The 25,020-nt window shown below is 52.9% G+C and carries 21 protein-coding genes and 1 pseudogene; 3 read left to right on the top strand and 19 right to left on the bottom strand.

Translation table 11 applies throughout. The annotated features are described in order from the left end of the window. Positions 1–7 precede the first annotated feature (7 nt). The gene (locus tag VMT71_17380) at positions 8–964 is read left to right on the top strand and encodes a transporter (GenBank protein ID HVN25742.1); all 957 of its coding nucleotides are present in this window, start codon (positions 8–10) and stop codon (positions 962–964) included. Between the two features lie 194 nt (positions 965–1,158). Here VMT71_17380 and VMT71_17375 read toward each other — a convergent pair whose 3' ends face one another. Beyond that, complete coding sequence (locus tag VMT71_17375; protein HVN25741.1) at positions 1,159–1,545, bottom strand: DUF488 family protein; 387 nt, start codon at positions 1,543–1,545, stop codon at positions 1,159–1,161. Positions 1,546–1,766: 221 nt separating this feature from the next. Here VMT71_17375 and VMT71_17370 point away from each other — a divergent pair, with 221 nt between their 5' ends. Together VMT71_17370 and VMT71_17365 are read left to right on the top strand one after the other, a co-directional pair. Beyond that, positions 1,767–2,711 (top strand): DUF6599 family protein, encoded by a 945-nt coding sequence (locus tag VMT71_17370; GenBank protein ID HVN25740.1) that lies wholly within the window; start codon positions 1,767–1,769, stop codon positions 2,709–2,711. Beyond that, positions 2,708–3,604, top strand: a complete 897-nt coding sequence (locus VMT71_17365; protein ID HVN25739.1) for a DUF362 domain-containing protein — start codon at positions 2,708–2,710, stop codon at positions 3,602–3,604. The genes VMT71_17370 and VMT71_17365 overlap by 4 nt, the downstream gene beginning before the upstream one ends. A gap of 89 nt (positions 3,605–3,693) precedes the next feature. Here the strand turns inward: VMT71_17365 and VMT71_17360 are convergent, their stop codons facing one another. The 18 genes and pseudogenes from VMT71_17360 to rpsO form a co-directional block, all read right to left on the bottom strand. After that, complete coding sequence (locus VMT71_17360) at positions 3,694–4,932, bottom strand: Tm-1-like ATP-binding domain-containing protein (protein HVN25738.1); 1,239 nt, start codon at positions 4,930–4,932, stop codon at positions 3,694–3,696. Between the two features lie 77 nt (positions 4,933–5,009). Further along, positions 5,010–5,615: a transglutaminase family protein gene (locus tag VMT71_17355; protein HVN25737.1), complete on the bottom strand. Its 606-nt coding sequence runs from the start codon at positions 5,613–5,615 to the stop codon at positions 5,010–5,012. A 4-nt stretch (positions 5,616–5,619) separates the two neighbouring features. Continuing rightward, positions 5,620–5,991, bottom strand: coding sequence for a hypothetical protein (locus VMT71_17350; protein ID HVN25736.1), 372 nt, complete (start codon positions 5,989–5,991; stop codon positions 5,620–5,622). Next, positions 5,988–7,805: an aldehyde ferredoxin oxidoreductase family protein gene (locus VMT71_17345; GenBank protein ID HVN25735.1), complete on the bottom strand. Its 1,818-nt coding sequence runs from the start codon at positions 7,803–7,805 to the stop codon at positions 5,988–5,990. Before VMT71_17345 ends, VMT71_17350 begins: the two co-directional genes overlap by 4 nt. 13 nt (positions 7,806–7,818) lie before the next feature. Beyond that, complete coding sequence (locus VMT71_17340; protein ID HVN25734.1) at positions 7,819–8,664, bottom strand: FAD/NAD(P)-binding protein; 846 nt, start codon at positions 8,662–8,664, stop codon at positions 7,819–7,821. Further along, positions 8,664–9,713: a 4Fe-4S dicluster domain-containing protein gene (locus VMT71_17335; protein ID HVN25733.1), complete on the bottom strand. Its 1,050-nt coding sequence runs from the start codon at positions 9,711–9,713 to the stop codon at positions 8,664–8,666. The genes VMT71_17340 and VMT71_17335 overlap by 1 nt, the downstream gene beginning before the upstream one ends. Continuing rightward, complete coding sequence (locus tag VMT71_17330; GenBank protein ID HVN25732.1) at positions 9,710–10,663, bottom strand: hypothetical protein; 954 nt, start codon at positions 10,661–10,663, stop codon at positions 9,710–9,712. The genes VMT71_17335 and VMT71_17330 overlap by 4 nt, the downstream gene beginning before the upstream one ends. Beyond that, positions 10,644–11,108: a hydrogenase iron-sulfur subunit gene (locus VMT71_17325; GenBank protein HVN25731.1), complete on the bottom strand. Its 465-nt coding sequence runs from the start codon at positions 11,106–11,108 to the stop codon at positions 10,644–10,646. Before VMT71_17325 ends, VMT71_17330 begins: the two co-directional genes overlap by 20 nt. Before the next feature lie 20 nt (positions 11,109–11,128). Further along, positions 11,129–14,215 (bottom strand): FAD-dependent oxidoreductase, encoded by a 3,087-nt coding sequence (locus tag VMT71_17320; GenBank protein ID HVN25730.1) that lies wholly within the window; start codon positions 14,213–14,215, stop codon positions 11,129–11,131. Further along, positions 14,212–15,363 (bottom strand): (Fe-S)-binding protein, encoded by a 1,152-nt coding sequence (locus VMT71_17315; GenBank protein HVN25729.1) that lies wholly within the window; start codon positions 15,361–15,363, stop codon positions 14,212–14,214. The genes VMT71_17320 and VMT71_17315 overlap by 4 nt, the downstream gene beginning before the upstream one ends. Positions 15,364–15,501: 138 nt before the next feature. Continuing rightward, positions 15,502–16,365: a signal peptide peptidase SppA gene (sppA, locus tag VMT71_17310; GenBank protein ID HVN25728.1), complete on the bottom strand. Its 864-nt coding sequence runs from the start codon at positions 16,363–16,365 to the stop codon at positions 15,502–15,504. 4 nt (positions 16,366–16,369) lie between these two features. Further along, complete coding sequence (locus VMT71_17305; GenBank protein HVN25727.1) at positions 16,370–17,044, bottom strand: segregation/condensation protein A; 675 nt, start codon at positions 17,042–17,044, stop codon at positions 16,370–16,372. Next, positions 17,041–19,815, bottom strand: coding sequence for a CBS domain-containing protein (locus VMT71_17300; protein ID HVN25726.1), 2,775 nt, complete (start codon positions 19,813–19,815; stop codon positions 17,041–17,043). The genes VMT71_17305 and VMT71_17300 overlap by 4 nt, the downstream gene beginning before the upstream one ends. A 153-nt stretch (positions 19,816–19,968) precedes the next feature. Then, a pseudogene (xerD, locus tag VMT71_17295) lies at positions 19,969–20,808 on the bottom strand (site-specific tyrosine recombinase XerD). A 130-nt stretch (positions 20,809–20,938) separates the two neighbouring features. Continuing rightward, positions 20,939–21,379: a dUTP diphosphatase gene (gene dut / locus VMT71_17290; protein ID HVN25725.1), complete on the bottom strand. Its 441-nt coding sequence runs from the start codon at positions 21,377–21,379 to the stop codon at positions 20,939–20,941. Then, complete coding sequence (locus tag VMT71_17285; protein ID HVN25724.1) at positions 21,367–22,626, bottom strand: pitrilysin family protein; 1,260 nt, start codon at positions 22,624–22,626, stop codon at positions 21,367–21,369. Before VMT71_17285 ends, dut begins: the two co-directional genes overlap by 13 nt. Continuing rightward, entirely contained in the window at positions 22,619–24,712 is a 2,094-nt protein-coding gene (gene pnp, locus VMT71_17280) for a polyribonucleotide nucleotidyltransferase (GenBank protein ID HVN25723.1), read from the bottom strand. The genes VMT71_17285 and pnp overlap by 8 nt, the downstream gene beginning before the upstream one ends. A 26-nt stretch (positions 24,713–24,738) precedes the next feature. Next, positions 24,739–25,008 carry a 30S ribosomal protein S15 gene (gene rpsO / locus VMT71_17275; GenBank protein HVN25722.1) on the bottom strand — a complete coding sequence of 90 codons (270 nt, stop codon included), beginning with the start codon at positions 25,006–25,008 and terminating at the stop codon, positions 24,739–24,741. Between the last annotated feature and the right edge of the window lie 12 nt (positions 25,009–25,020).

Below are 25,020 nucleotides of genomic sequence, written 5' to 3'. Positions count from 1 at the left end.
AACGAACATGAAAAACAGATTCATTTCGATCGCTGCAGTGGTTTTATGCTCTTGCCTTGGCTTAATCGGTTTTACAGCCTCTCAGGTTTGCGCTTTTGAAAAGGGATTGGACCACTATCCCGGCGGCAACGAGGATTTCATGGCAGGAGCGTTGCCTCCACCCGGCACCTACTTACTCAATTATATGGATTTTGTCAACTCCAGCTCGCTCAGGAACAACCACGGCGATAGCCAGAGGCTCTTGTTTCCAGGTGGTCCCCGAGTCGGGTTCGACCTGGCGATTATCGCTGAGGTACCCCGGTTTGTGCACGTGTCAAACATCACACTGCTCGGCGGCAACCTCATCGGCCATGTGATCATCCCGTTCGCCAACGCCCACGCGAGTCTCGCTGGCCAGAGCCAGACGAAGAACGGACTGGGCGACATCGAGGCCGGGTTGGGCATTGCATGGCATCCGAGCAAGAATTTTCACCACTTTGTTGCGCTTGACGTTGTTGCACCCACGGGCCAGTACAACAGAAACGACGTTCTGAATATCGGGCTCAACTTCTGGAGCATCAATCCGATCTGGGGATTCACCTACAGGGCCGACAACGGTTTCGAGGCCTCTGCCAAACTGATGTACTGGATCAATACCGTGAATTCCGAGACGTCGTATGTGTCGGGCCAGCAATTCTCCATGGATTACCTGATAGGGTGGCATTACAAGAATTGGGGGTTTGGCGCGAACGGTTACTACCGCGTTCAGACGACGGACGACTACTCACACGGTCATACTGCCCGAGACCCGTTCACCGGCGCTGAGACTGGCAATAAGGCCTACTACCTCTCAACCGGGCCTGCAGTCACCTACGACCTGCCGAAAGGTTGTCTTACCTTTAAGGCTCAGTTTGGAGTCGAGGCGAAGAACCAACCCATGACAAATTCCATCTGGCTCAGGTTCATCTATCCTATTTCGTGGTAGCATCTTGGCGCTGTTCCCCTCCCCCGCGCGAGACCGGGGGAGGGGTTTTATCGACCCACACATGCACGGGTCACGCATTCATTTCACGTCCGCACTGTGCAGAGACATTTTCGTGAGCGCGCTGCAGTTCCGGGATCGTTTGTCTGAGCAGTTCTTCGCCAAACGAATAGGGCGAGTGTTCAAAAGTCGACGTGCTACCTCACACTGGCGCCTTTTTCGATGAGCAGAGCCTTTAATATTGACCGATGGCAGTGCGACTCATCTGCGCAGTAGCAGCCAACCGAGAAGTCTGTTTGGTGAGAGAGCGCGGCAAGCAACTCGAGCGCGTGAGTGCTCTCCGGCGTTGCCATCTCAGCGCGGTATTTCCTGGTGAAGACAGCCCAGAGACCCGGAGTTGTCGCCGCTTGCCCCAGCTTCATTGTCTCAACGCTTGGCGCCAGGTTAGGGAACCAGACATCGTACCAATTTAGTGAAGCAAATTTTTCCTTAGGCACACCCCGCGGCGGACGGCGTACGGTCCCGATACGGATGCCTTCATTTTCGCTTCTCTCACTCCCCAACCTCACCACACGTATGGCCATGGATTCCTCCTTTATCATATAAACCATTCATCGGAATTGAAGCTCGGCAAAACCTCAATCTCCTTCACGCATAACGGTACCAGTTGCAAGAAAATCATTCAGTAGATTTACACGAGAATGTCTTCTTTGTAAACAATCACAATGCTGCCCTGCTTGCTTGCCCTTCTATTTGCCTTTGTAGTAGTCTTTTGGCCTGCGTATAGTGATTTGTGAGAGGAGCCATGCAGCACAACGCAATTGTCAGAGTTGTCTACACGTTGGTTGTCTTTTGCTTGCTGGCATTCTTTTTCTTTTTAAATCCTACGTATGCTGCGGAGAAAGAGGCAATGGGCGCAGAACTTGTTCTCCCAATTGAAATTCAGGGCTGGAAATGGGATGGGAAAGAGGAGCGATACGATAACAAGACAATCTACAAGTATATCGACGGTGCCGGTGAACTTTATCTGGCGTACGGCTTTCGCGGACTGCTGACACGACGATATGAGAAAGCAGGTATGCCCCTTCTCACCGCAGACGTGTACGAGATGGGTTCTTCCGCAGACGCTTACGGCGTATTCGCATTCGAGCGGCAGGACGAAGAGGTTGGCATAGGCCAGGGGTCGGAATTCGGGGGCGGACTGCTCAGGTTCTGGAAAGGCAATTTCTTTGTGAGTGTAAATGCAGAAGGGGAGGGCGAGAATGTTGATAAAGCGATCCTGGGCCTCGGCCGGGCTATCGCTCAATCAATCTCAAGAGAGGGCGCAAAACCGCTGCTCATCAGCTACCTGCCCGATAAGGATTTCGGGTTAAGTAAGAACAACGTCTATTTCTTTCGAAGCCATGTGCTTCTCAATCAGCGCTACTTCATAGCGCATCAGAATATTCTTCAGTTGAGCCCGGATGTTGAGGCAGCCCTTGCTGAGTACCGGAAGGGTAAGGGCCTTATGCATCTGCTGCTTATCCGTTATCCGTCGGAGAAGAACGCGGCTGATGGCCTTTCAAGTTTTAAGAAAGCGTATCTCCCCGAGGCGCATGACAAGAGCATAGTCAGGACTGAAGATGGAAAATGGACAGGTGCCGTGCAGGACAAGATGTTTGTCGCAATCGTGTTTGGCGCGGTTTCCGAGGCAGAGGCAGGCCGCTTGCTGAAGGCTATAAGCATAGAAGGGAGAGGAAAAGCCCAATGAAGGAAAAAAGAGTGATTACCCGAAGGGATTTTCTAAGAGGAACGGCAGGGATTATTGCCGGCGTCGCCCTTGGCGCGGGAAGTCTCAGGGAGGCAAGCGCACAACAGCAACAGCGCCCTAAAGTGGTTCTCATCCGCCACGCCGACGCGGTAGCGTCAGACAGTTCTTTTAATGGCGAGGTTGTGCAGTCAATGCTTGACCAGGCAGTGAAGGCGCTGCTCGGGGAAAGCGAGCCGACGCAAGCCTGGCAGAAGCTCTTCAAAAAATCAGATGTAGTGGGTATCAAGAGTAACTCGTGGAACAGACTGCCTACGCCGAAAGAACTTGAGAAGGCCATTCATAGAAGTCTCGTGAGTATCGGCATACCCCAGGAGAAAATCGCCATCGATGATCGAGGTGTCCTCAACAACCCGATATTCCAGAACGCGACAGCGCTGGTGAACGCCAGGCCCGTGAGGACGCACCACTGGTCTGGTGTCGGGACCTGCCTCAAGAACTACATCCAGTTCGTTCCGGAACCCTCGGCATATCATCCCGAAGCTTGCTCAGACCTGGGCAGGATCTGGACATTGCCGATAGTAAAAGGCAAGACCCGTTTGAATGTGCTTTGTGCGTTGACTCCTCAATTCTACGGGAGAGGTGCAAGCTTCTTCGACAGGAGATATGTCTGGCCCTACAAGGGGCTGCTTGTTGGTACCGATCCCGTGGCTGTGGATGCGCTCGGCGCAGAACTGCTCAAGAGGAAGCGCATTGCGTTTTTTGGCGAGGATAAAGCTCTCGACGTGCCGCCCATTCATATTACCATTGCAGACACAAAGTATCACCTGGGCGTGAGTGATCTGTCACGTATTGAATTGGTGAAACTGGGCTGGCAGGACGACGCTCTGTTATAAATGCAGGCTAAAGGATCAAGGCACAAGGCTAAAGGCACAAGGCTAAAGGCACAAGGCTAAAGGCAACCTTATCCCTGCTCCCTTTTCCTTTAGCCCTTGGCCGGGCTGTTCCTGAGCAGGTCAAATGCAGCGTTTATGACCGCGGCTGAGAATGCAGGATCTTCCATGTTGGCATCGACCTCGATCACTTTGATTTCTTTGTTCAGCATCTTTTTCAGACCTTGAGTAAAGAGCGCATCCTCTTCAGGATCGTAGGTCGGGCTGCCCGGTGATTCAATCGAGGACCATCCGCGCAGGGGAATGAGGAACCTCACTGGTGCCGACGAACGATTCAGCTTATCGGCAAACACGTGGGACACTTCCTGCAACTCCCCTGGCGTCATTCGAAACCACGTCCGGAACCTGTCAAGCTGGTATGTTCGGCGCTCGCTGTATTTTGGCCCCGTCATCGATCTTGATGGTGTGATATGGTTGATGCCACACGTGGATACAATCTGCGGGATGCCGGCCTTTCCCGCGGCTTCCAATCGATGGGGTCCGGCGTCGCGCATGAAGCCGTACAGATGTTCGCCCACGCCACCCGGTGCAAGATCAATGACCATTCGAAACAGCCCTTCTAAAATCATCTCCTCCATGGCCCTGTCGCTGATCCCCGCAGCGTGGAACCCGATGACCTGGTAGCCTTCTTTCTCCATTGCAAGCCGGACTGACCTGGCGCAGTTCTCGCATATGTTGAGCATGGTCATGGCGATTGCTTTATTCTTGTCGAAAAGCGGAGCGCCGATGTGGCCGCCCAGCATGCCTCGCATTGCATGGACAGCCCTCTCAAGAATATTCCGTACCGGATTTGTGAGACCTGAGATTTCAATCACAGAGTGAAACAGCATGATGTCACTCGTTTTAAGGAACTGGTTGGAGAGGCCGGGCAGCGCGGCCGCGGACGAAACCATGATCTTAGGCAATCCGAAGGGGAGGGTCTGCATCACCGCAGTGATCATAAACGTCCCGGTGTAGCCCCCTATGCCTATAACACCACCGATTTTGCCATTCTGTACGAGCGTGCGCGCCAGGTTGGTAGCCCCGCTGGTCATAACGTCCATACTGTTGCTCATATCCCTTGACGCGCTCACGAATTCCAGGCTGCTTCCGCCAGCCAGGGCGACTTGATCAGCTGAAACGGTTGCTCCGAGTTGGTCCCCGTGCTTCATTGAAAGATCCATAAGAAAAGGCTCTACACCGAGGCCTCTCAACATCTCGCACAGGTAAAGGGCCTCAGCGCCTTTCGTATTAAGTGTGGCAAGGATCAAAATCACATTCTTGTCAGACAAGATGCAGTTTCCTCAGGAAGATTGAAATGCGGGTCTCAGGCTATCTGCAAAAAACGGCCGAAAGTTCAAAGCAACCCCTAGGTTTTTATGTATTTCCACGAGACAGAGTGCTTTCGTATTTCGTCCAGAGGGAGGTCTTCGAAAAACCCCCGGTCTTTGATATAGTCGACATTCAGCCTTCCGTCGACAGCACGAAGCGGAAGCAGCGCGTCGTTTGTTCCATCGAACTCAATAGGCTCGACGCCCGCTTTCTTGCAGTACTGGCTGTCATAGGTGGGCGTTGCCTTTATCCAGCGTCCATGAATATTGAGATCGGCGAGCCCATGGTAGGGGAAGATATTGCTTCCTCTCTTTTCAAGCAGCGATGGAGAAATAAGGTGTTGGCGAATTTCTGCAAACCTGAGGCGGGCAGGAATACGCGATGCACGCGCGAGAGCAACAAGCAGCACTGCCTTCTGGACGCAGTAGCCCTCTCCTCGTGCGAGGACATGGCTTGCCTTGAAATCTTCAGCCTCAGGCCGTGGTGTGTAGACGTTATACCTGATCTGATCCCGCACGAACATGAAGAGATGAATTGCTTTATCGTGCTCATCAACTGTGTCCGCAGTGAGTTCCATAGATTTCTTCGCGACATTTGGTGCATCGCAGTCGATGAAGAAGGTCGGCTTCAAATACTGTTGCATTTTTCTACGTATCTTCGACGAGTGTCAAGGCATTCGGGGCGCACCACTGAACGCATTGGGGGTTCGGAGGTTCGCCACAAAAATCGCACTTCAGGGGAATGCCGGTATCAGGCTCCTTGTAGACCGATTTCACTGGGCATGATGCCCTGCAGACGACACACGCGTCTACCTCCACGCCATCCACCATAGTGATGCCTTTCGAGTTGCAGGCAGCCTCGGTGTAGGGACCAGCAATGACCGGCAGACAGAATTCTTCTCCGACGTACACGCGTATCCTGGAGCGCCAAGGGTTGATCGTATTCGTGTGTGCCAGGGAGCAGATTATCTCGCACTGCTTACAGCCGGTACATGCTTTGTAATCTATCTTTATCCTCATAGCACGTAAGCCCCTTCCTCTTCCAGCCCCAGCTCCTGCAATTTTTCTCTGGTAGGCACACCTGATGAGTCCCAGCCCCTTGATGCGTAGTACTCGTCCAATAACCTGTCCAGTTGAACCACACGATTCTTAACGCGGGGTTCTCTCGTTATCCTTGGCGGCAGACAGTCGTCCTTACCTGTCAAGCCTGCCCTGAGGTTGAATAACCGTTCGAGATTCCAGATTCTTTCCCCCACGATATCCATTCCCTGCACCGTATGCTCCACGCCTGTCACGTACGTCAACCACTCCGCGAGTTTTTCTCCCCACAACGGTCCGTGGTAGATGATCCAGCACAGGACTCCTGAATCAGCAGCGGAAATGTAATCCTGGTCTTTTTTTGTGAACTCCACAAAACGCGCCGGATCCTTACGACCTTCATAAAATGGCATGGTCGATTTTGTGTGGCTCCCGCCGGTGTTGCTGGTGGCATACTGAAGCCCGAGCGCATCGAAGGCCTGAGGATGCCAGGCAGGGATTCCCATGCCCTTGACGCCCATGAAGAGCTCAGGATGTCCATACCGCGACGCAAACGCCACACCACCTTCAGCCATAAGGTCACCGATTCCCTGCCGCAGAGCGATCTCGTTCAGCAGGCGGAGCATATTTGTGCTCCCGAAGGGAAGCGGGTAGCCGATCTCTCTCTCCGGAAGATGTCCCTCTTCAAAGAGTTCCATTGCGAGGGAGATCATGGCGCCTGCGGTGATCGTATCCATGCCCAGTTCGTTGCAGATATAATTGGCCCTGCAGATGTCCTCCATGTACTCAAGGCCGCAATTTGATCCCAGAAGAGCCATGGTTTCGTGTTCGGGACCTTTAGCGGTCAGAGGGTAGTCTGTATCCTTGATGCGGCTTCGCTTGCCGCAGGAGAAGGGGCAGGCAAAGCAAGCCTCATCCCGCACGCGAATGAGGTCGCGGATAACTTCCGGATCTTCATATTTTGCAAACGCTTCAGAGTATCCTTCCTTGAAATTGTAGGTTGCCTGGCTCTTGCTGGCGTTGGCACGGCCGGGCAGCGACCACGTGCCGTACCTTCTCCGTTTCCGCAATTCTCCGTTATCGCGCCCCTCCTGGTAAAAAGCCATCACTGCTTTTCGGAAACCCTCTACGTCTGCTATATTAACGTGACCCTTGCCCAGCGAAACAATAGCTTTGAGATTCTTTGAGCCCATGACAGCACCAAGGCCCGATCTCCCTGCAGCGCGTCCGCCGTCAGCCATGATGCTCGCGAACCGAACCAGGTTTTCTCCGGCAGGGCCGATATTGGCAATGCCCATAGCATTGAGGGCCCAGTTGTCCAGGCCGTCGCCGGACTTCATTTCAGCGCGAATCGCCTCTTCGGTATCGTGGCTTGTCTTTCCCCAGAGGTGGCGTGCAGGCCTCAACTCAACACGATCGTCACAGATACTTGCGTAGACAGGTTCCGGCGATCTGCCTTCGAAGATAACGAGGTCATACCCGGAGTATTTCAGGTTCGCAGCCAGGTAGCCTCCGCAACACGGACTGGACACGCAGTTGCTCAGGGGTGATTTAGCCGAGACGATATAGCGGCTCGCAGCAGGGGCACCGGTGCCGGTTAAAGGGCCAGGCGCGAAGATGAGTTTGTTGTCGGGGCTGAGAGCGTCAATGCGGGGATCTATTTCATCAAACAGGATCCGCGCGCACATGCCGCGGCCACCGATGTACTCCTTCATCAAGCGAGGCGGCAGCGCCTCTGTCCTGATCAGGTGTGTGGAAAGATCGATTCTCAGGAGTTTTCCTTTCCAGCCAAACATGCGCGCTCCTTATCTAAAAATGGGCCTCTCCTGTCAAACCGGCAAGCTGCAACTGGGAAAAAACCGGTCCATCGCCGCAGACGTACTTGCTGCCCACATTACAGCGGCCACACTTTCCTATGCCGCACTTCATCTGCATCTCCAGGGAAAAAAGAATATTCTCATCCCTGAAGTTCAGGTCCTTCACCACCGGCAAGGTGAACTTCATCATGATCGGGGGTCCGCAGACGATGGCGACTGTGTCATTGGCGCTCGGCGCCGTTGAACGCACTACGTCAGGTACCAGGCCGACATGACCCTGCCAGCCGTCAGCCTCCACATCCACTGTGAGATGCACCTTCAGATCGGTTCTCTTCTTCCAGAGTTCCAGGTCCTCCTTGTAGAGAAGAAGACCAGGTTTTCTCGCACCGTACACCACCGTCAGAGTTCCATACTCTTGCCTGTTTCTTTCGTCAAGAATGTAGTTCGTCAGGGAACGGAGTGTCGAAAAACCGAAACCGCCGCCGATGAGGAGGAGGTTTTTCCCTTTGAGGCTCTCAAGAGGGTACCCGTTGCCCAGCGGCCCGCGCACGCCAACTATCTCTCCCTTGTGCATGCTGTGGAGGGCCCCTGTCACTGCGCCAATCGCACTTACGCTAAATTCAAGGTGCTTCGGCTGTGTCGGTGTGGAAGCCATGCCAAAGGGCGCCTCTCCCGTGCCGAATACAGAAAGCTCTGCGAACTGGCCTGGTACGTAAGCAAACTGCTTTCTATCTTCTTCCCGCATGAATGAGAGAACGAACGTCTTTATTTTGCGATCTTCTGTCTCGAGGATGATATCATCGATTTTCATCGGAAATGGCACATAGGGATTTTGCATTATGTTGCCTCTTTCCTGGACAAGGTGAGCAAGACTTCTCTAAAATCCAGGTTGACCGGACATTGGGTCACACACCGGCCGCAGCCGACACATCCCGCCATGCCAACGTTCTTTGGGAGATGACTGAACTTGTGCATCATTCGTTGCCTGAATCGTTCTCTCGCGGATGGCCGTGGATTGAAACCGGATGCCTGGCGTGTGAACAATGCGAACTGACAGGAGTCCCATGTCCTGATCCTCTCCCCCGTCACGGACCCGGCTTCATCTGAAATGTCGAAGCAATGGCACGTGGGGCAAAGGTACGTACAGATCCCGCAGCTCAGGCACGACTCAGTGAGTTCATTCCACAGGGGATCATCAAAGAATGCGTCCAGGCGCTTCCCCAGGTCTTCATCCGCAGTACGCTGCAGTGAGCCCACGGGCTGCATCGACGACTCAGCCGATTGTTCTATTTTCTTCGCTGTATCGAGAGATTCCTCGTCAGCATCTTCGAAGATCGTGTATGTGAGGAGGAGCTTCCCTTTCTCGCCTGATGCTCTGACAAGATAGCGATCCCCGATGTCAAAGAGAAGGAGATCGGATCCCTCTTGAGAGCAGGGGCCTCCGCCGAGCGCAAGGCAGAAACAGGCGGCATCGGGATGCGTGCACGCCATGCTGACCACGATGGTCCTGCGTCGTTTTTCCGCGTAGTATGGATCTTCGATGCGGCCTCCGAAGACCCGCTCAAGGAGAAGCATCGCCCTCGCGTCACAGGGGTGGATACCAAAGAGGACTCGTTCTTTATCCGATGTGGCGGCTGCTTCTATGTCAATGCCTTCCTTTGTACGTCGGTACGCAAAGAGTCGTTCCGTCTGAGGGAACAGGGCACCCTTTGGGGAGTTCTTCGTAGTGCCTTCACCCAGCGCCGCATCCCGGGCAGACTCGATTTCTTCAAAGAGAAGCATGTCTCCTTTCTTCACGGGCGCGAAGACAATGCGATTGTCGAGAAGGGTTTGGAGAAACAACTCCAGCCGCTCCTTTCTCAAGAGCCGCATGTTCTCAGGCATCATGGATCCACCATGGGTGGTTCAGGGTCGTCAATACGGAAACTTGCCAGAGGTGAGACTTCGTCGAGGCTCAGGCCCGCTTCGAACTTGAAGAGGTCCTTCACATCCTTCTGCAACTTTCTATTCAGTTTCCGGAGATCCACCCCCATTGGACAAGCGCGCTCGCAGGCGCCGCAGGCTACGCAGCGTCCCGCCAGGTGGAAGGCGCGGATCAGGTGAAAGATCATGGTGTCTGACAGGTCGTTGGATTTACCGAGCCACCGGGGCTGCGATGTATCCACGAAGCACTCGGGGCAGTAGCACAAAGAACAGGCGTTGCGGCATGCGTAGCACCGGATGCACTTGCGCATTTCTTCAGAATAGTAGGCCCACCGTGATTCTTCATTGAGCGAACCAAATGCCTCCACATCGGAAAACGTACCCTTCGGCTCCTCCGGACTGGCATGCCCAACAAGAAGATCGTAGAGGACAGGATCAGGATGGGTGCACTCTTTGCAATGCTCGAGGAAGAACTCACTGCGGCTGAGGATTACCTCTGTCACGGCTCCTCTCACAATCAGGTGTTCCCCGTCCTGATGATCATCAACAGCGTTGACGGAACCCATAGCTGTCTTGATGAGAGACCCGTTGATCATCCTATTACACGGTACGCCGATGATGACCAGCCGATCCCTCGCGACCTGGTTCTCCTTGATCAGCTCGACAATGGCGCGGCTGTCACACCCCTTTGCCACAACAGCCGCTTTCTCTTTCCGCTTGGGCAGATAGCGTGCAAGGCTTGCCTCGCAGAATCCGTTCCATACGAGCCTGTCTGTATCTTCCGCTCTTCTGACGAAGCAGGGGCGGCTCCGCAGCGGCAGGCTTCCCCGCTCAAATCCTATGACGACCTGGACCTGGCCGTCCTTAAGGAGTCTGCGGGCAGCTTCCCTGATCTCACTGGTGAGCTGCGACATTGAGCGGACCTCCGGGTACTTCTTTCACGAGGCGTGTTGACTTGCCCAATGCTTTTATGCGGGCTGTCACCTGTTCCACTACTTTTGCAAAACGGATCCCTTCCGATGCGGAGACCCAGCTGAATTGTACGCGTTCTTCTTCAAGGCCAATGTAGGCAAGGAAGCTTTTGAGGAGTGCAAATTTTCTTCTCGCGCTGTAGTTGCCCGTCAGGTAATGGCAATCTCCCGGATGGCACCCGCTCACCAGCACGCCATCGGCGCCTTTTTGGAGACTGGCGAGGATAAAAAGCGGATCGATCCTCCCGGAGCAGGGCACCCGCACCACCCGTATGTTGGAGGGATACTGGATGCGGCTCGTGCCTGCCAGGTCTGCCCCTGCGTAGCTGCACCAGTTACACAGGAATGCGACGATCTTTGGTTCCCAGGTATCCGTTTCTATCTTCATTCACACCTCGACGTGCATCCCTACAAGGCCTGAATCACAGACCACGTCTGCCTGTTAGTTACGCCGCCCAGATCGAGAGCGCCGCTTCTGCAGGAGGAGACGCAAACACCACAGCCCTTGCAGATAGCCTCGTTCACGACTGCGACGCCATCCTCGCCGGCGGCAATGGCCTGGTAGGGGCAGACACTACGACAGAGACCACACCCGCTGCACCTTGCGCGGGTCACTCGGCTGACTGCTCCTCCTGCTTCAAGCTCTTCTTTGGCTAGCACGGTCATTGCACGAGCGGCTGCTGCCTGTGCCTGGGCAATGCTCTCCTCGATAGACTTGGGGCTGTGTGCTGTGCCGCACATGAATATGCCGTCCGTAGCGAAGTCGACGGGGCGAAGCTTCATATGGGCTTCCATGAAGAAACCGTCTTCATTGAGAGGCACCTTGAGAAGCTGCGACAGCAGTCGATTGCCTTCGGGCGGGATCGACGCGCTGGCTACGCAGACCATATCAGCATCTATCTCGAGCCGTTGACCGAGAACAGGCTCTGTCACCACAAGCCTCAGGAAATCCCTTCCGTCTTCGTGCACAGGCTCTATTTCCGGTCTGTCATCCGTCTCATACCGGATGAAGATGACTCCCTGGTCGGACGCCTTCTTGTAGTAGTCCTCCTTCAACCCGTACGTTCTCATGTCCCGGTAGATAATATAGACGTCCATGTGCGGGTTCATCTCTTTCAATTTCAGCGCACTTTTCACCGAGTGAGAGCAGCATACACGGCTGCAATAGGGTCGCTGTTCGTCTCTCGATCCGACGCACTGGATGAAGACCACACTGGTACAGCTCTTACATCGTTGGCTGTCCTTCTCCATTGCTTCATCAAGTTCCAGCAGGGTCACCACTCTGTCATCAACGCCGTAGAGGTATGACTCGTGCGGCTTCAGTTCCTCCGCACCGGTTGCCACTATGGTCACACCGTGGCTGATCGCATTCAAGCTTGCTGCTGTCGCCACTCTGACCAATGAAGTGAAATTACCCACGTAGCCGGAAAATTCTACAAGTTCAGCGTTGGTCAGTACCTCGATGAATTCATTGTTGTTCACTTCGGTGATGAGGCCGTCTACGAAGCTTTTCACATCTGCCCCTTCAAGCGTCTCAGGGATTCTGGCGGCGAGCCCTCCCAGGCTGTTGCTTTTCTCAATGAGATACACGTTGATACCCTGTTCCGCCAGCCCGAGGGCTGCTTTCATACCGGCGACACCTCCTCCAATGACGAGTGCGGAACGGGTGACCCCGTAAGAGACCCGGTAGAGCGGCTCCAAAAGCGTCGCGCGCGTGGCTGCCATCCGGAGAAGGTCTTTTGCCTTGTCCGTTGCTCGTTCTTTGTCCGCCATGTGGACGAGCGAACAGTGCTCGCGGATATTCGCGAACTCGAAGAGATAAGGATTGAGACCCGCTTCGCGCAGCGCGTTCTGGAATACGGGCTCGTGGGTTCTCGGGGTGCAGGCAGCCACTACCACACGATTGAGGCTTTCTCTCTTGATTGTCTCTATGATGTGATTCACTGAATCAACGGAGCAGGCGAAGGTTTCTTCGACCGCATGAGCCACGCAGGGAAGCTCTTTTGCATATTCGACAGTTTGCGGCACGTCGACGACTCTTGCGATGTTGGTGCCGCAATCGCACACAAAGATACCGACGCGGGGCGGCTCACCTGTGACATCGCGCTCCTCGGGAAAGATCTTTCTTTCTACCATGGTCCCACGCGCCTTCGTCAGAAGCTGTGAGGCGAGGGATGCGGCACCCGATGCCTGTGTCACCGCGTCGGGAATATCCATAGGGGCATGAAAGACACCACAGTTGAAGACCCCCGGCCGGGATGTCTCCATGGGTGCAAAGGAGGGGCTTTCGCAGAAGCCATGTTGGTTGACTTCGATACCAAGCTTTCCGGCCAATTCCCGGTTGCCCATCGGCGCGTGAAGCCCGACTGAAAGTACCACAAGATCAAACTCTTCGTCCTTCACCTCGCCGCTGTTCGTGCGGTATCTGAGGATAACGTTCTTCGTCTCGGCGCATTCACCGACTACCGCGGGCTTGGCCCAAACGTAGCGAACGCCCGACATACTCTTCGCCCGTTCGTAGAACCGCTCGAATCCCTTACCATAGGCGCGAATATCGTTGTGCAGGACGACCGCTTCTATTTCCGGATGATGCTCTTTTGAAAGGATTACCTGCTTGGTAGCGTACATGCAGCACACCGCAGAGCAATAGGTACATCCTGACGACTCGTCCCGTGACCCTACGCACTGGACCCATGCTATCTTGTGGGGTGTCTTCCCGTTGGACGGACGGAGAAGTTCACCGTTGTTTGGCCCCGACGCGCTCAGCAATCGTTCGAATTCAAGGCTGGTGACCACATTGGTAAATCTGTCGTAAGCATACTGGCTTTGCATGAGCGGATCGAAAGGCTCATATCCGGGGGCGAGGATGAGACTCCCGGCTTTCAGTGTCGTCTTAGCCGCCTGCTGGTGAAAATCGATTGCCTTGTTCTTGCACGTTGGTACGCAGATCTGACACTCCTTCCTGGTCAGAAAAAGGCATCGGGTGGCATCAACAATTGATTTCGCCGGCACTGCCTGCGGAAAATGAACATGAATGCACTTCGTTGTTGAGAGTTCCTCGTTATATATGTCGGGCACGAATATGGGGCAGTATTCGGAGCACGTACCGCATCCCGTGCATTTTTCCTCGATGACATAGCGGGGCTCTTGGAGAAGGTGGACGTCGAAATCGCCCGCCACGCCCTCAACAGCCTCGATCCTTGTGTTCATGAGCATGGTGATGTTTGGATTCGTGGCGCATTCGATGAATTTTGGAGAGAGAATGCACATGGAACAATCATTGGTGGGAAATGTCTTGTCCAGTTGTGACATCTTGCCGCCGATGGCGGGGCCTTTGTCGACGAGGTAGACTTTGAAACCTGATGCGGCGGCATCAAGCGCTGCCTGTATACCGGCCACACCTGCTCCCACTACCATGACCGCCCCGATACTCTTGCGGGCGGGTAACTGAATCAGTCTGGCGTCAGTGGAAATGCTTGTTCCTCCTTGCCTCAAATTACCTCATTGATGATTTCGCAAACATCGCGAACCTCGAGTACATTTTCTTTGCCCATCGTGAGTACGCTGTCCTTGAAGTTGAGGATACAATAGGGGCACGCCGTGGCGAGGACTTCGGCGCCCAGTTCAACCGCCTGTTCCACGAGTATATCGGAGAAACGCTGCCCTTTCTTGGTCTCCATCCAGATCCTTGCCCCGCCTCCACCGCAACAGAGGCTGCGCTCGCGGCTGTTCATCTCATCCAGGAGCGTCAAGCCGGGAATGCTCCGCAAGATCTGTCGGGGCTCATCGTAGATGCTCGAGTGGCGCCCAAGGTAGCAGGGATCGTGATAGACCACTTTTCTGGGAAAGGGTTTGTTGGGTGTGAGCCTTCCATCGTTCAGCGCGGCTGCCAGATATTGTGTAAAATGGATGGTTTCGAAATTTCCGTCCAGAGCGGGGTACTCATTCTTGAACGTTGCGTAGCAATGGGGCGAACTTGTGACGATCTGCTTCACTCCCGATTCTTTAAAAGCTTTGATATTACTGCGCGCGAGCTTATCGAAAAGTTCGTAGTTACCTGCCTTACGCACGCTTTCAGCGCAGCAGCTCTCATTCGTGCCGATGATCCCGAAATCCGCTCCGGTAAGCTTTAATAATCTTGCCGCAGCCCGCGCTACACTTCCCATCTTTGGATCGAATGCAGGAACACAGCAGGAGAAATAGAGCATTTCTTTTTCCTTGCTCATTGCCGGGATGGCGAGATCACGGGACCAGTTAGTTCTCTCATCCCGCAATCCGCCCCACGGGTTGCCTGCGCTTTTGAGACTCGCTACAGCGCTCCTCAGGCTTTCGGGTACCGCGCGAGGCAGACTATCCGTCGTGATATTCCGGACCGCACGGATCACGTCGGTGATGGAAACTCCCCTTGGGCAGCGGCTGACGCACATGTTGCACGTCGAACAAAGCCACCAGCACTCTTCGCCAAGTTCGACAAGGCCGAACTTCGATTCGGTAATCAGCCTGTGAGGAAGGAACGTTCGCACCTGATTCCAAGGACAGCTGGCCGTACACAGACCACATTGGAAACATTTTCGAAAGGCCTCTCCTCCGGCCTCTTTTATCATCTCAATCGCTTCTTTGAAAGGCGCTATAGTCGCTTTCATGAGAAGGAGTACCTGTCCCTACTTCTCCTTTTATCCTAGGGTATATAGAGTGGTCGACTTAAAAGCAACGCAAAATATTTTATTCCGTCATTAGATAATTTTATACGCGCGAAGAAATAGCTGAAGAGAGAGTGAAGCCTAGGGCCGGTACAGGAATTTAAATGGAGAGGAGAAGAAACTTTCCAGCGATTCCTTCGACATATCCGACATCGAGGAAAAGAGCCATTTTGAAAAAGAAAATGGTTTTTCTGTGTAGACCAGTTCAGGCTTGCCCTTGATCTTGAGGACCTTTTTGATATCATCCACAGTATCATAAAAATTGCCGATGTTGTCCACCAGCCCCAGCTCCTTGGCCTGGAGACCGGTATAAATCCGTCCGTCAGCCATACTCTTCACTTTTTCGAATTCCATTTTTCTGCCCGCCGCAACATCCTTTATAAACTGCTCATGAATATTCTTCACGATGCCGTCCAGGTAGGCTCTTTCTTCCGGAGTCATATCCCTGAAGGGTGTGCCCGCATCTTTCAGCTCGCCTGCTTTAATCGTATTGCTCTTCACTCCGATCTTTTTGAGCAGTTCCTCTAAGATCACAGACTGCATGATCACACCTATGCTGCCCGTGATCGTCGACGGGTTCGCGTAGACCTTATCTCCTGCCGCAGCGATATAGTAACCTCCCGAAGCGCAGACAGAGCCCATGGAAACGAACACCTTCTTGTCATTCTTGAGTTTGATTATTTCACGGTAGATCTCCTGCGTGGGTCCGACCGAGCCGCCCGGAGAATTGATTCGCAGGATCACACCTTTTATGCTCGGGTCTTCTTTGAAACGTATAACATCTTCCATGGCCTGCCGCGAATCGGAGATGATGCCCTCGATCTCAACGACTGCTATCCTCTCTCCTCCCTTGCTAAGGCAGGCTCTCACAATAGAGAGAAGGAATACCAGCAGTATAATCACGGCGATTACTATAAGTGTCTTCTTCAATCTTGATGTTGCCACGTTCTCACCTTCTCGTGAGGAGCACTGTCCCGAAAGGCCTTTTTTGTGCCAGGTTTGCCATTTTCAGCTTGACGATCTCCAGCATTGCGAGGACCGTGGCTACCTTTTCGGACAGGTCGAGATCAGCCTTGGGGTTCCAGGCGAAGTGTCCCTTCTCGAAAAGGGCAAGACGCAGAATCTCCAGCTTTTCCTCGAGCGTAGGTCTGATTTCCCGTATTACCAGGAACCGTTCCCGCCTATTCTTCATCAATTCAAAAAAGAGCATGCAGAGCGCCGTGAGGTCCTGATCTTCTTCCTCAACTTGAAGACCCGTCCTGCCGCGGGAAAAAGTATCCTCGCCCAGCACAGGCAATTCCTGGAACATATTCACCATGCCTTTAATCTTCTCATATTCAAGAATTTTTTCCACCAATTCCGTGCGCGGATCTTCCTCCTCTCTGGGGAGCAACATACGGGACTTGATGCAGAGAAGAAGCGAGGCCATCTCGATAAAATCTTCCGCGATCCTGAGGTTCATCTGTTTTACAAGCTCGACGTATTCCAAAAAGCGCTCCGTAATCATGCCTATGGGAATGTCGAAAATATCTACTTTGTTTTTCTTGATGAGGTTGATGAGCACGGAAAGCGGCCCTTCAAAACACTCCATTTGTACTTCCAGGGTAGACGCATTCAGGTTCACAGACGAACTCCTCTTTCTTTAATGTAATTATTAACAAATGCTATTTCCTGCTCCTTGGTGGTCAGACCCAGATCGATCTTTGCGTCTCTAAGCGCATCCAGTATATCGCCGAATGCCGGTCCTTCCTTGATGCCCAGCTGCTTGAGAGTCTTCCCCGTCAGAAGAGGTTTAAGTGAATCCGCGTACGTAATATAATTGGAGATCGTTCTTTTTATGTCGTCCGATTGGGCCTTCGCCATGGTGAAGAGACGTGCCTCGAGGCTCAAGATCTCCAGTTCCCGGTATATCTCGCTTTTTCGCATTGTCCGGATAGAACCTTCAAATTTTGCCATTATTTTCACTGTTTTGTCCATATCGTTGCTCAGCTTTTTTCTCATCGTTCCGGAAAGCTCCAGTTTAGCCGCGAAACCTGTTACGTCCTCCGTGCTCATATGGTCCAGGGCGCCGAGCAGATAATAGAATGTCTGGTTCAGCTTTCCCTTGTAGAGCAGCCGGTACCACTTCAGCACGGTGTCCATCTCCTGAAAGAGCTTTTCCCTCTCCCGGTCGAACAGAATGCGGGGATGGATAAACTTCAGGAGATCCAGTTCCTGCAGCCGCTTGAGGATGGCGCCAGGATTTTCTTCATTCAAAACGAGAGAAAGCTCTCTCCACATCCTTGATCCCCTTATCCTCGAGAGAAACCCCATCTTGATAGTATTCTTGATCAGGTTCATGGTGAACTTGCCGATCTGAAAACCGAAGCGTCGCTCGAAGCGCACGGCCCTGAATACCCTGGTGGGATCTTCTACGAAGCTGAGGCTGTGAAGAACTCTGATCGTCTTTTCTTTGATATCCCTCTGGGCACCGAAGAAGTCGATTAATTCGCCTTTGGTATTCTTGTTCAGGGATATGGCGAGCGTGTTGATGGTGAAGTCCCGCCTGTACAGGTCAAGCTTTAGAGAGCTGTGCTCCACGATGGGAAGCGCGGCTGGTGCCTTGTAGTATTCCAGGCGTGCTGTGGCTATGTCGACGCTGAAACCACCAGCGTACATCACCTTCGCAGTGCCAAACTCCCTATGCGTGCGGATCTTGGCCTGAACCTGTTTGGCGAGTGCGTCGGCAAACCTGATACCGTCGCCTTCCACCACAATGTCGATGTCGTAGGTCACTGATCCAGGACTTGCTATGACCCGTTTCGAAGCAGATCCCTGTCCGGGCGCTCCATCCTGCAACGTACTGGCATCCGGCCTGGCCCGCGTAAGCTTCTCGTCCTGCCCGGCCGGGACCCTGAGGCGCCCAGGATAAGCGGTCCTTAACAGAAGATCTCTTACAAAGCCTCCGACAAGATAGGCGTGATAGCCCATCTCGTCTGCCAGGCTGCCGATGACCGCGAGCTTGTCGAGCATCTGCCGGGAAAGTCGCTCTTCCATCAATTTCTTTACGTTCCTTCTTTTCTCGTAGGTGTCGTGGTAATCCATCTTGCCGAGAATCGTTTTTCTGATCTCGTCTTCGAGTATTCTGAGGAGGTCTGTTCTTGTGATGGCCCCTTCCAATCTCTCTTCCTTTATCACCGGGACAAACCTCTGGTTACCGCCTATGATGATCTCCTTTACCCGCTCGATGGAATCTTCGGGAGCCACAACAGAAAATTCCGTGACCATATATTCCTTTACCGGCAGGTGCTCAAGCTTGTGAAACGCTGCTTTCTCAGCTATCTGGCGCGAGATAATGCCAACAATCGTGTTATCCGACGTGACCGGCATTGCGTTGATGTTGTATTTCGTCAGGATGTTTTTTGCCTCGCTGATGGGTGCATCCTGATCGACCGTCTTAACCGGGAAGAACATGATGTCGCGTGCCTCCCATAACGGCTTCACATACTGGTTGAGATACCGGAGCACCCTGGTCTTCGTCTCCTCCATGGTGGCTTCTCTTACCGTAGCAGAAGCCGCCTCTTTGTGACCTCCTCCGCCCAGCAGTGTCAGGATGTGACCGACATCGACCTCAGGGATGCGACTTCTGCCGATTACGTAGATCCTGTCATCCATGCGAAACAGCCCGATAACCGCATTGACATTTTCCATGTCTCTGAATTTCTGGACGAGCACGGCGAGATCTCCAACGTACTCTTCGCTGGAACTCTCTGTTATGACCACATCAATCCCGTTCACATTGTAGACCTGGGCTGCTTCAATGAGGTCATGCAGCAGATGGACTTGCTCGGGGGAAAGCTCCTTTACGAGTATCTCGGAGACAACATTCACGTTAGCGCCCTTCGAGAGTAGGAATGAAGCGGCGTCGAAATCCTCCTTGGTGGTTGAAGGATACTGGAAGCTGCCCGTTTCCTCGTAGATGCCGAGCATCATGATCGTCGCTTCCTCAGGCAAAAGGTCTATATCGCGCTCTTTGAGCAGACCGATCAACATGCTCACACAGGCCCCGGTCGAGCCGGTCATGTACACCTCTCCTTTGATGTCGTCGTCGGTAGGGGGATGGTGGTCGTACACGTGAATCGTTAGATTCTTGTTGTCGAGAAGCCTTGCAAGTTCTCCGATCCTCTTGCGTTGTTTTGTGTCCACAAGAATCAGCGTATCAACCGCATTGTAGTCCAGGTCTTTTTGTTTCAGAATGTCCAGGAAATAGGCGGTGGAATGCACGAGAAAATCACGCACGCTCTTCTCCTGGGAACCTGGAAAAACGAGAGTCGCATCCGGGTAAAGTTTTTTTGCAGCGATCATCGAGGAAAGAGCGTCAAAATCAGCATTGTAGTGGGTGGTGATGATCTTCATCTTACACCAAATTAGAAATTCTAATTCCTAATCTCTAAACAAATCCAAATTCCGAATGCTCGAAAGGAAGACCCCGAAAAATTGAATTTGGGACATTTGCACATTTGACATTGTTTCGAATTTAGATATTCGGATTTCTGATTTGTAGTTCATTCATCCTCTCGGATGATATTTTTTGTGAATCTCTTTCAACCTTTTCCGGTCTACATGCGTATAGATCTGGGTTGTCGAAATATCTTCATGACCGAGCAAGATCTGGACAGATCGCAGGTCTGCTCCGCCCTCGAGCAGGTGCGTCGCAAAGGTGTGTCTCAATGTATGAGGAGAGATATGTGTACCGTGCTCAAGCCGCAGTCCATACTTTCGTACGATTTTCCAGATGGCCTGCCTGCTTAAGGGAGAGCCGTTCCTGTTTGAAAAGAAATAGATACCTCCCCGCTTCGCTTCCTGAAGATAGAGCTTTACAATATCCCGGGCATACGTGCCGAGCGGCACCATGCGTTCCTTGGACCGTTTCCCCGAGGCGACAACAAAGCCCGCTTCCAGATTGATATCCCGTTTCTTAAGCCCGATCAATTCCGAAACACGAAGACCTGTTGCATACAGAAGTTCGAGGATTGTCCTGTCGCGCAGCGTCATGTGCTGGGCGGCATCAGGCGTGAGCAGAGCAGCCATTTCGTCCTGGCTCAGGACGCTCGGTATAGGAGCTTTGAATTTGGGCATCTCCACTTCGGCCACTGGGTTCACCGCTATTTTGCCGTCGAGCAGGAGGAATTTATAGAAACTCCTTAGCGCGGACAGCGCCCGGACGATGCTTCTCGTCTTTTTTCCCTGGCGCCGTAAAAAGCCCACGTACTCTTCAAAATCTCTTGGCTCCGGAGAGGCGTCCGATCTGCCTTCCATGAACGTGATGAAATCGATGATGTCTCTAGTGTAGGCTTCGACTGTATGGGGAGATGCTCCCCGCTCGGTGGTGAGGTGGGTGGTGAAAGCATCAAGGTCAGCGTAGGGGTCCATGCTTTTGCCTACGGCAAAATGTTTACAGTGGACAGTTTACGGTTACCGGTACAACACGTAACAAAAAACGATAAACTGGAAGCTGCCAAACGTCAACTGCCAACTGTCATATTCCTGTCGATCCGAATCCTCCGCTGCCGCGGTCGGTCTGCGGCAGTTCTTTAACCTCGCGCCACGAGATGTGGGCTGTCTTGTGAAAAACCATCTGGGCAATTCTGTCACCCGAGCTAACAGTAAAAGGCTCGGATCCGAGGTTGATGAGGATTACTTTTACCTCTCCCCTGTAGTCGGCATCGATCGTGCCCGGGGTGTTGAGGACCGTCACGCCCGCATTAATTGCCAGGCCGCTCCTTGGTCTTACCTCAGCCTCAAAGCCTTTTGGTATACAGATACGGATGCCGGTTGAGATAAGGGCCCGTTCGAATGGATGTAAGGTGACTGGTTCGGCAAGACAGGCGCGAAGATCCATTCCTGAGGAGAAGGTGGTTTCGTAAGAGGGCAGGGATGCGCCTTCATCCCTTACGATGAGCACCTCTAGTTCTTCCATAGCCTCTCGACGACATCCTTCTCAACGCGACCAAGAATCGCGAGGGAAATCCGTGACGGATCCCCGAACACAGACTGGCTCATTTCATCCAGGTGAGATTTCTGAATGCCGTCTATCGATTTCAATGTCTCCCTGAGGGGGACATACCCGTCAAAATAGATCTCATTTTTTGCCAGTCTCCCCATGCGTGCCTCGGAGCTTTCCAGAGAAATGAAGAAGTTCCCCTTAATGTGCTCCTTGGAGAAGCGGATCTCGCCCGCAGCGACTCCCTGGTCGCGCAACTGGGCCATCTCTTTCTTGATGAGGCCGATGACTTCTTCCAGGTATTCGAGTGAGGTAGATGTGGTTATGCCAAAGGTGCCGGCATCATGAAAGCAGTTGACGTAGGAAAATATATTGTAGACGAGACCCCTCTTTTCTCTGATTTCCTGAAAGAGATGCGAGCTCATGCTCCCGCCCACCACAGCATTAAGAGCGTAGAGGGGATAACGCCTTTCGTCTGTTTGACCCACGCCGTCCGTCCCGATACAGAGATAGATGTGTTCGAGATCTTTTTCGTACACATCGATCCCTGTGCAGGACGACGGCTTTTCGACTGACGTCGGAGTTTCTCCTTTGTTCACGCACTCTGCGAAGAGATTCTCCACCTTTTTTACGAATGCGTCGTGATCCAGGCGACCTGATGCGGTGATGATCATGTTGGAAGGCGCATGGTACCTGGCGAAGTGGGAAAGAAGTTTCTCTCGTGACATCCCCTGTATGTTCTCTTCCTTGCCCAGGATCGACATGCCGAGAGGGTGCCCCTTGTAGTAAGCAGAGCTGAACATGTCGAAGAGATACTCTTCCGGGTTGTCATCAATCATCTTTATCTCCTGAATGATGACCTGCTTCTCCTTCTCAATGTCCTCCCCGTTGAAGAGGGAGGTCTTGTACATGTCAGCGAGGATGTCGAGGGCTATATCCATGTCGCGCTTGAGAACCCTCGCGTAGATGCACGTATACTCTTTGCCGGTGAAAGCATTCAGAGTACCGCCCACCGCATCGATCTCCCTGGCTATATCGTAGGCGGTTCGGTTGGCAGTTCCCTTGAAGAGCATGTGCTCGATAAAGTGGGAAATGCCGTTGTTGCCGGGATTTTCGTACCGGCTTCCCGTCTTCCACCAGATGCCTATCGAGATCGTAGGGAAGTAGGGAAGGGTCTCGGTCGCGATGCGAATACCGTTGTCGAGGACGGTTTTCCTATACATCCTCTTCTTTTCCCTTGGTTTCCTTGACAGCTGCCTTTCTCGAGAGCCTTATCCGCCCGTTCGGTTCGACGTCGAGCACTTTAACAAGGATATCATCTCCTTCCTTGACGACGTCGCTGACCTTCTTTATGTACGTGTCGGAAAGCTGGCTTACGTGTACAAGGCCATCGACTCCGGGAAGAATCTCAACTATCGCACCAAAGTCGACAACTTTCTTGACCTTGCCCATGTAAAGGGTCCCTATCTCTACTTCTTTGGTGATCTTCTTGACCATCTCGATCGCATCGTTGGCTGCCTGGGCGTCTTGAGAGACAATCCTTACGAGACCCGAATCTTCAATGTCTATCTTCACACCGGTTTGTTCTACAATACCCTTTATGATCTTTCCGCCCGGGCCGATGACTTCACGTATCTTTTCCGGTTTGATCGTTATGGTGTATATGCGTGGTGCGTAGGGCGAAAGCACGTCCCGCGGACCGGGGAGAGCCTGAGCCATGATGTCAAGGATTCTGCCGATACCTGTTTGAGCCTGGTGAACGGCCTTGCGCATAATCTCCTTCGTGATGCCCTTCGTCTTGATATCCATCTGCACGGCTGTCACGCCTTCCCGCGTGCCTGCTATTTTGAAATCCATATCACCCATGGCATCCTCGTCTCCGAGAATGTCCGTAAGCACGACGTCTTTTCCGTCCTGGATCAGAAGACCCATGGCAATACCCGCAACGGGTTCCTTTATCGGCACTCCCGCGTCCATAAGAGAGAGACAGCCGCTGCAGACCGACGCCATCGATGAGGAACCATTCGATTCGAGGATCTCCGAGACTATACGTATCGTGTAGGGGAACTCCTCTTTGGAGGGAAGAATCGGGGCCAGGGCGCGCTCGGCGAGGTTGCCGTGGCCTATTTCTCTTCGCGATTTCGCCCTCAGGAAACTTACCTCTCCTACACTAAATGGCGGAAAATTATAATGGAGCATAAAAGACTTATAACTTACTCCCTCGAGCAATGATTCTACCTTCTGCTCATCCTCTGCGGTCCCGAAGGTGGTCACGGCCAGGGCCTGCGTCTCTCCTCGTGTAAAAAGGCTTGATCCATGGGTTCTCGGAAGAATGCCTACCCGGCAATTGATATTCCTGATATCATCAGCGCCTCTGCCGTCAATCCTTTTACCCGTTGTAAAGAGTGATTCGCGCATCATCTCTTTCTTTATCTCTTCAAAGGATTTCAGGGCTGCAAGTGGTTCCGCGTCTGCATACTTGGTGCTTACTTCGTCCTGGATCGCCTGGATCCTGTCTCCCCGTTGTCGTTTATCCGGTATTGCAAATGCGAGAGTGAGATCCTTCTCCACAGCACTCCGTATCTCTGTCTTCAACTCCGGAGGGGCACCGGCGGGTTTCACCGGCCATTTTTCTTTGCCCGCTTTTGCCTGTAGCTGTTCCTGCATCTCTATCAGCGGAAGAAGACTTTGATGGGCCAGGTCGATCGCATCGATTAACTCTTCACCTTTAATGAATCCTGCCTCGCCTTCTACCATGAGGATTGCTTCCCTCGTACCTGCGAGTATAATGTCGACGTCGCTTTCGTTCATCTGCTGGGCCGTTGGATTGATAACGAACTTTCCGTCAATTCTTCCGATCTTGACTCCTGCCATAGGTCCGGAAAAGGGGATGGGGGAAATGACCATGGCAGCCGAAGCGCCGATCATGCCGAGCAACGCCGGATCATTCTCCTGGTCCACCGAAAGCACTGTTGCTATGACCTGCGTCTCATTTCTCCAGCCTTTCGGAAAAAGCGGCCGCAGCGGCCTGTCTATTAGACGGGACGTCAGTGTCTCCTTATCGGACGGTCTTGCTTCTCTCTTAAAGAATCCGCCGGGAAACTTTCCCGCAGCGTACGTCATTTCCTGGTAGTTCACTGTCAGCGGCAGAAAGTCCTTTTCCGTCTGTCTCCTGTCTCCTACCGCAGTGACAAGCACTACTGTGTCGCCGTACGTCACGAGAACGCTCCCGTCTGCCTGCTTGGCGACGAGGCCAGTCGAGATCGTCAGCGGTCTGCCGGCATATTCAATTGTGAGTGATTCTTCCATAGTAATCCTTCCTGTAACCTTTTATTTTATTTTCTCAGACCGAGTCTTTCGATAAGCTTGCGGTACCTGTCTGCATTTTTTTCTTTCAGATAGGTGAGGAGTCTTCTTCTGGCGCCCACCAGCATGAGCAAACCGCGCCTGGAGTTATGGTCCTTATCAAATTTCTTGAAATGCTCGGTGAGGAGCTTAATCCTCTCGGTAAGCAGGGCAATCTGCACTTCCGGCGAGCCGGTGTCCTTCTCATGCAGTTTGTAGCCTTCTATTATTGTTTTCTTCTGACCTGGGTCCAGTGACATGCTCATCGCCTC

The organism is Syntrophorhabdales bacterium (assembly GCA_035541455.1).
Classification (GTDB): domain Bacteria; phylum Desulfobacterota; class Syntrophorhabdia; order Syntrophorhabdales; family WCHB1-27; genus JADGQN01.
The sequence above is the reverse complement of the archived record's forward strand: the minus strand, read 5'-3'. Positions and strand labels throughout refer to the sequence as shown.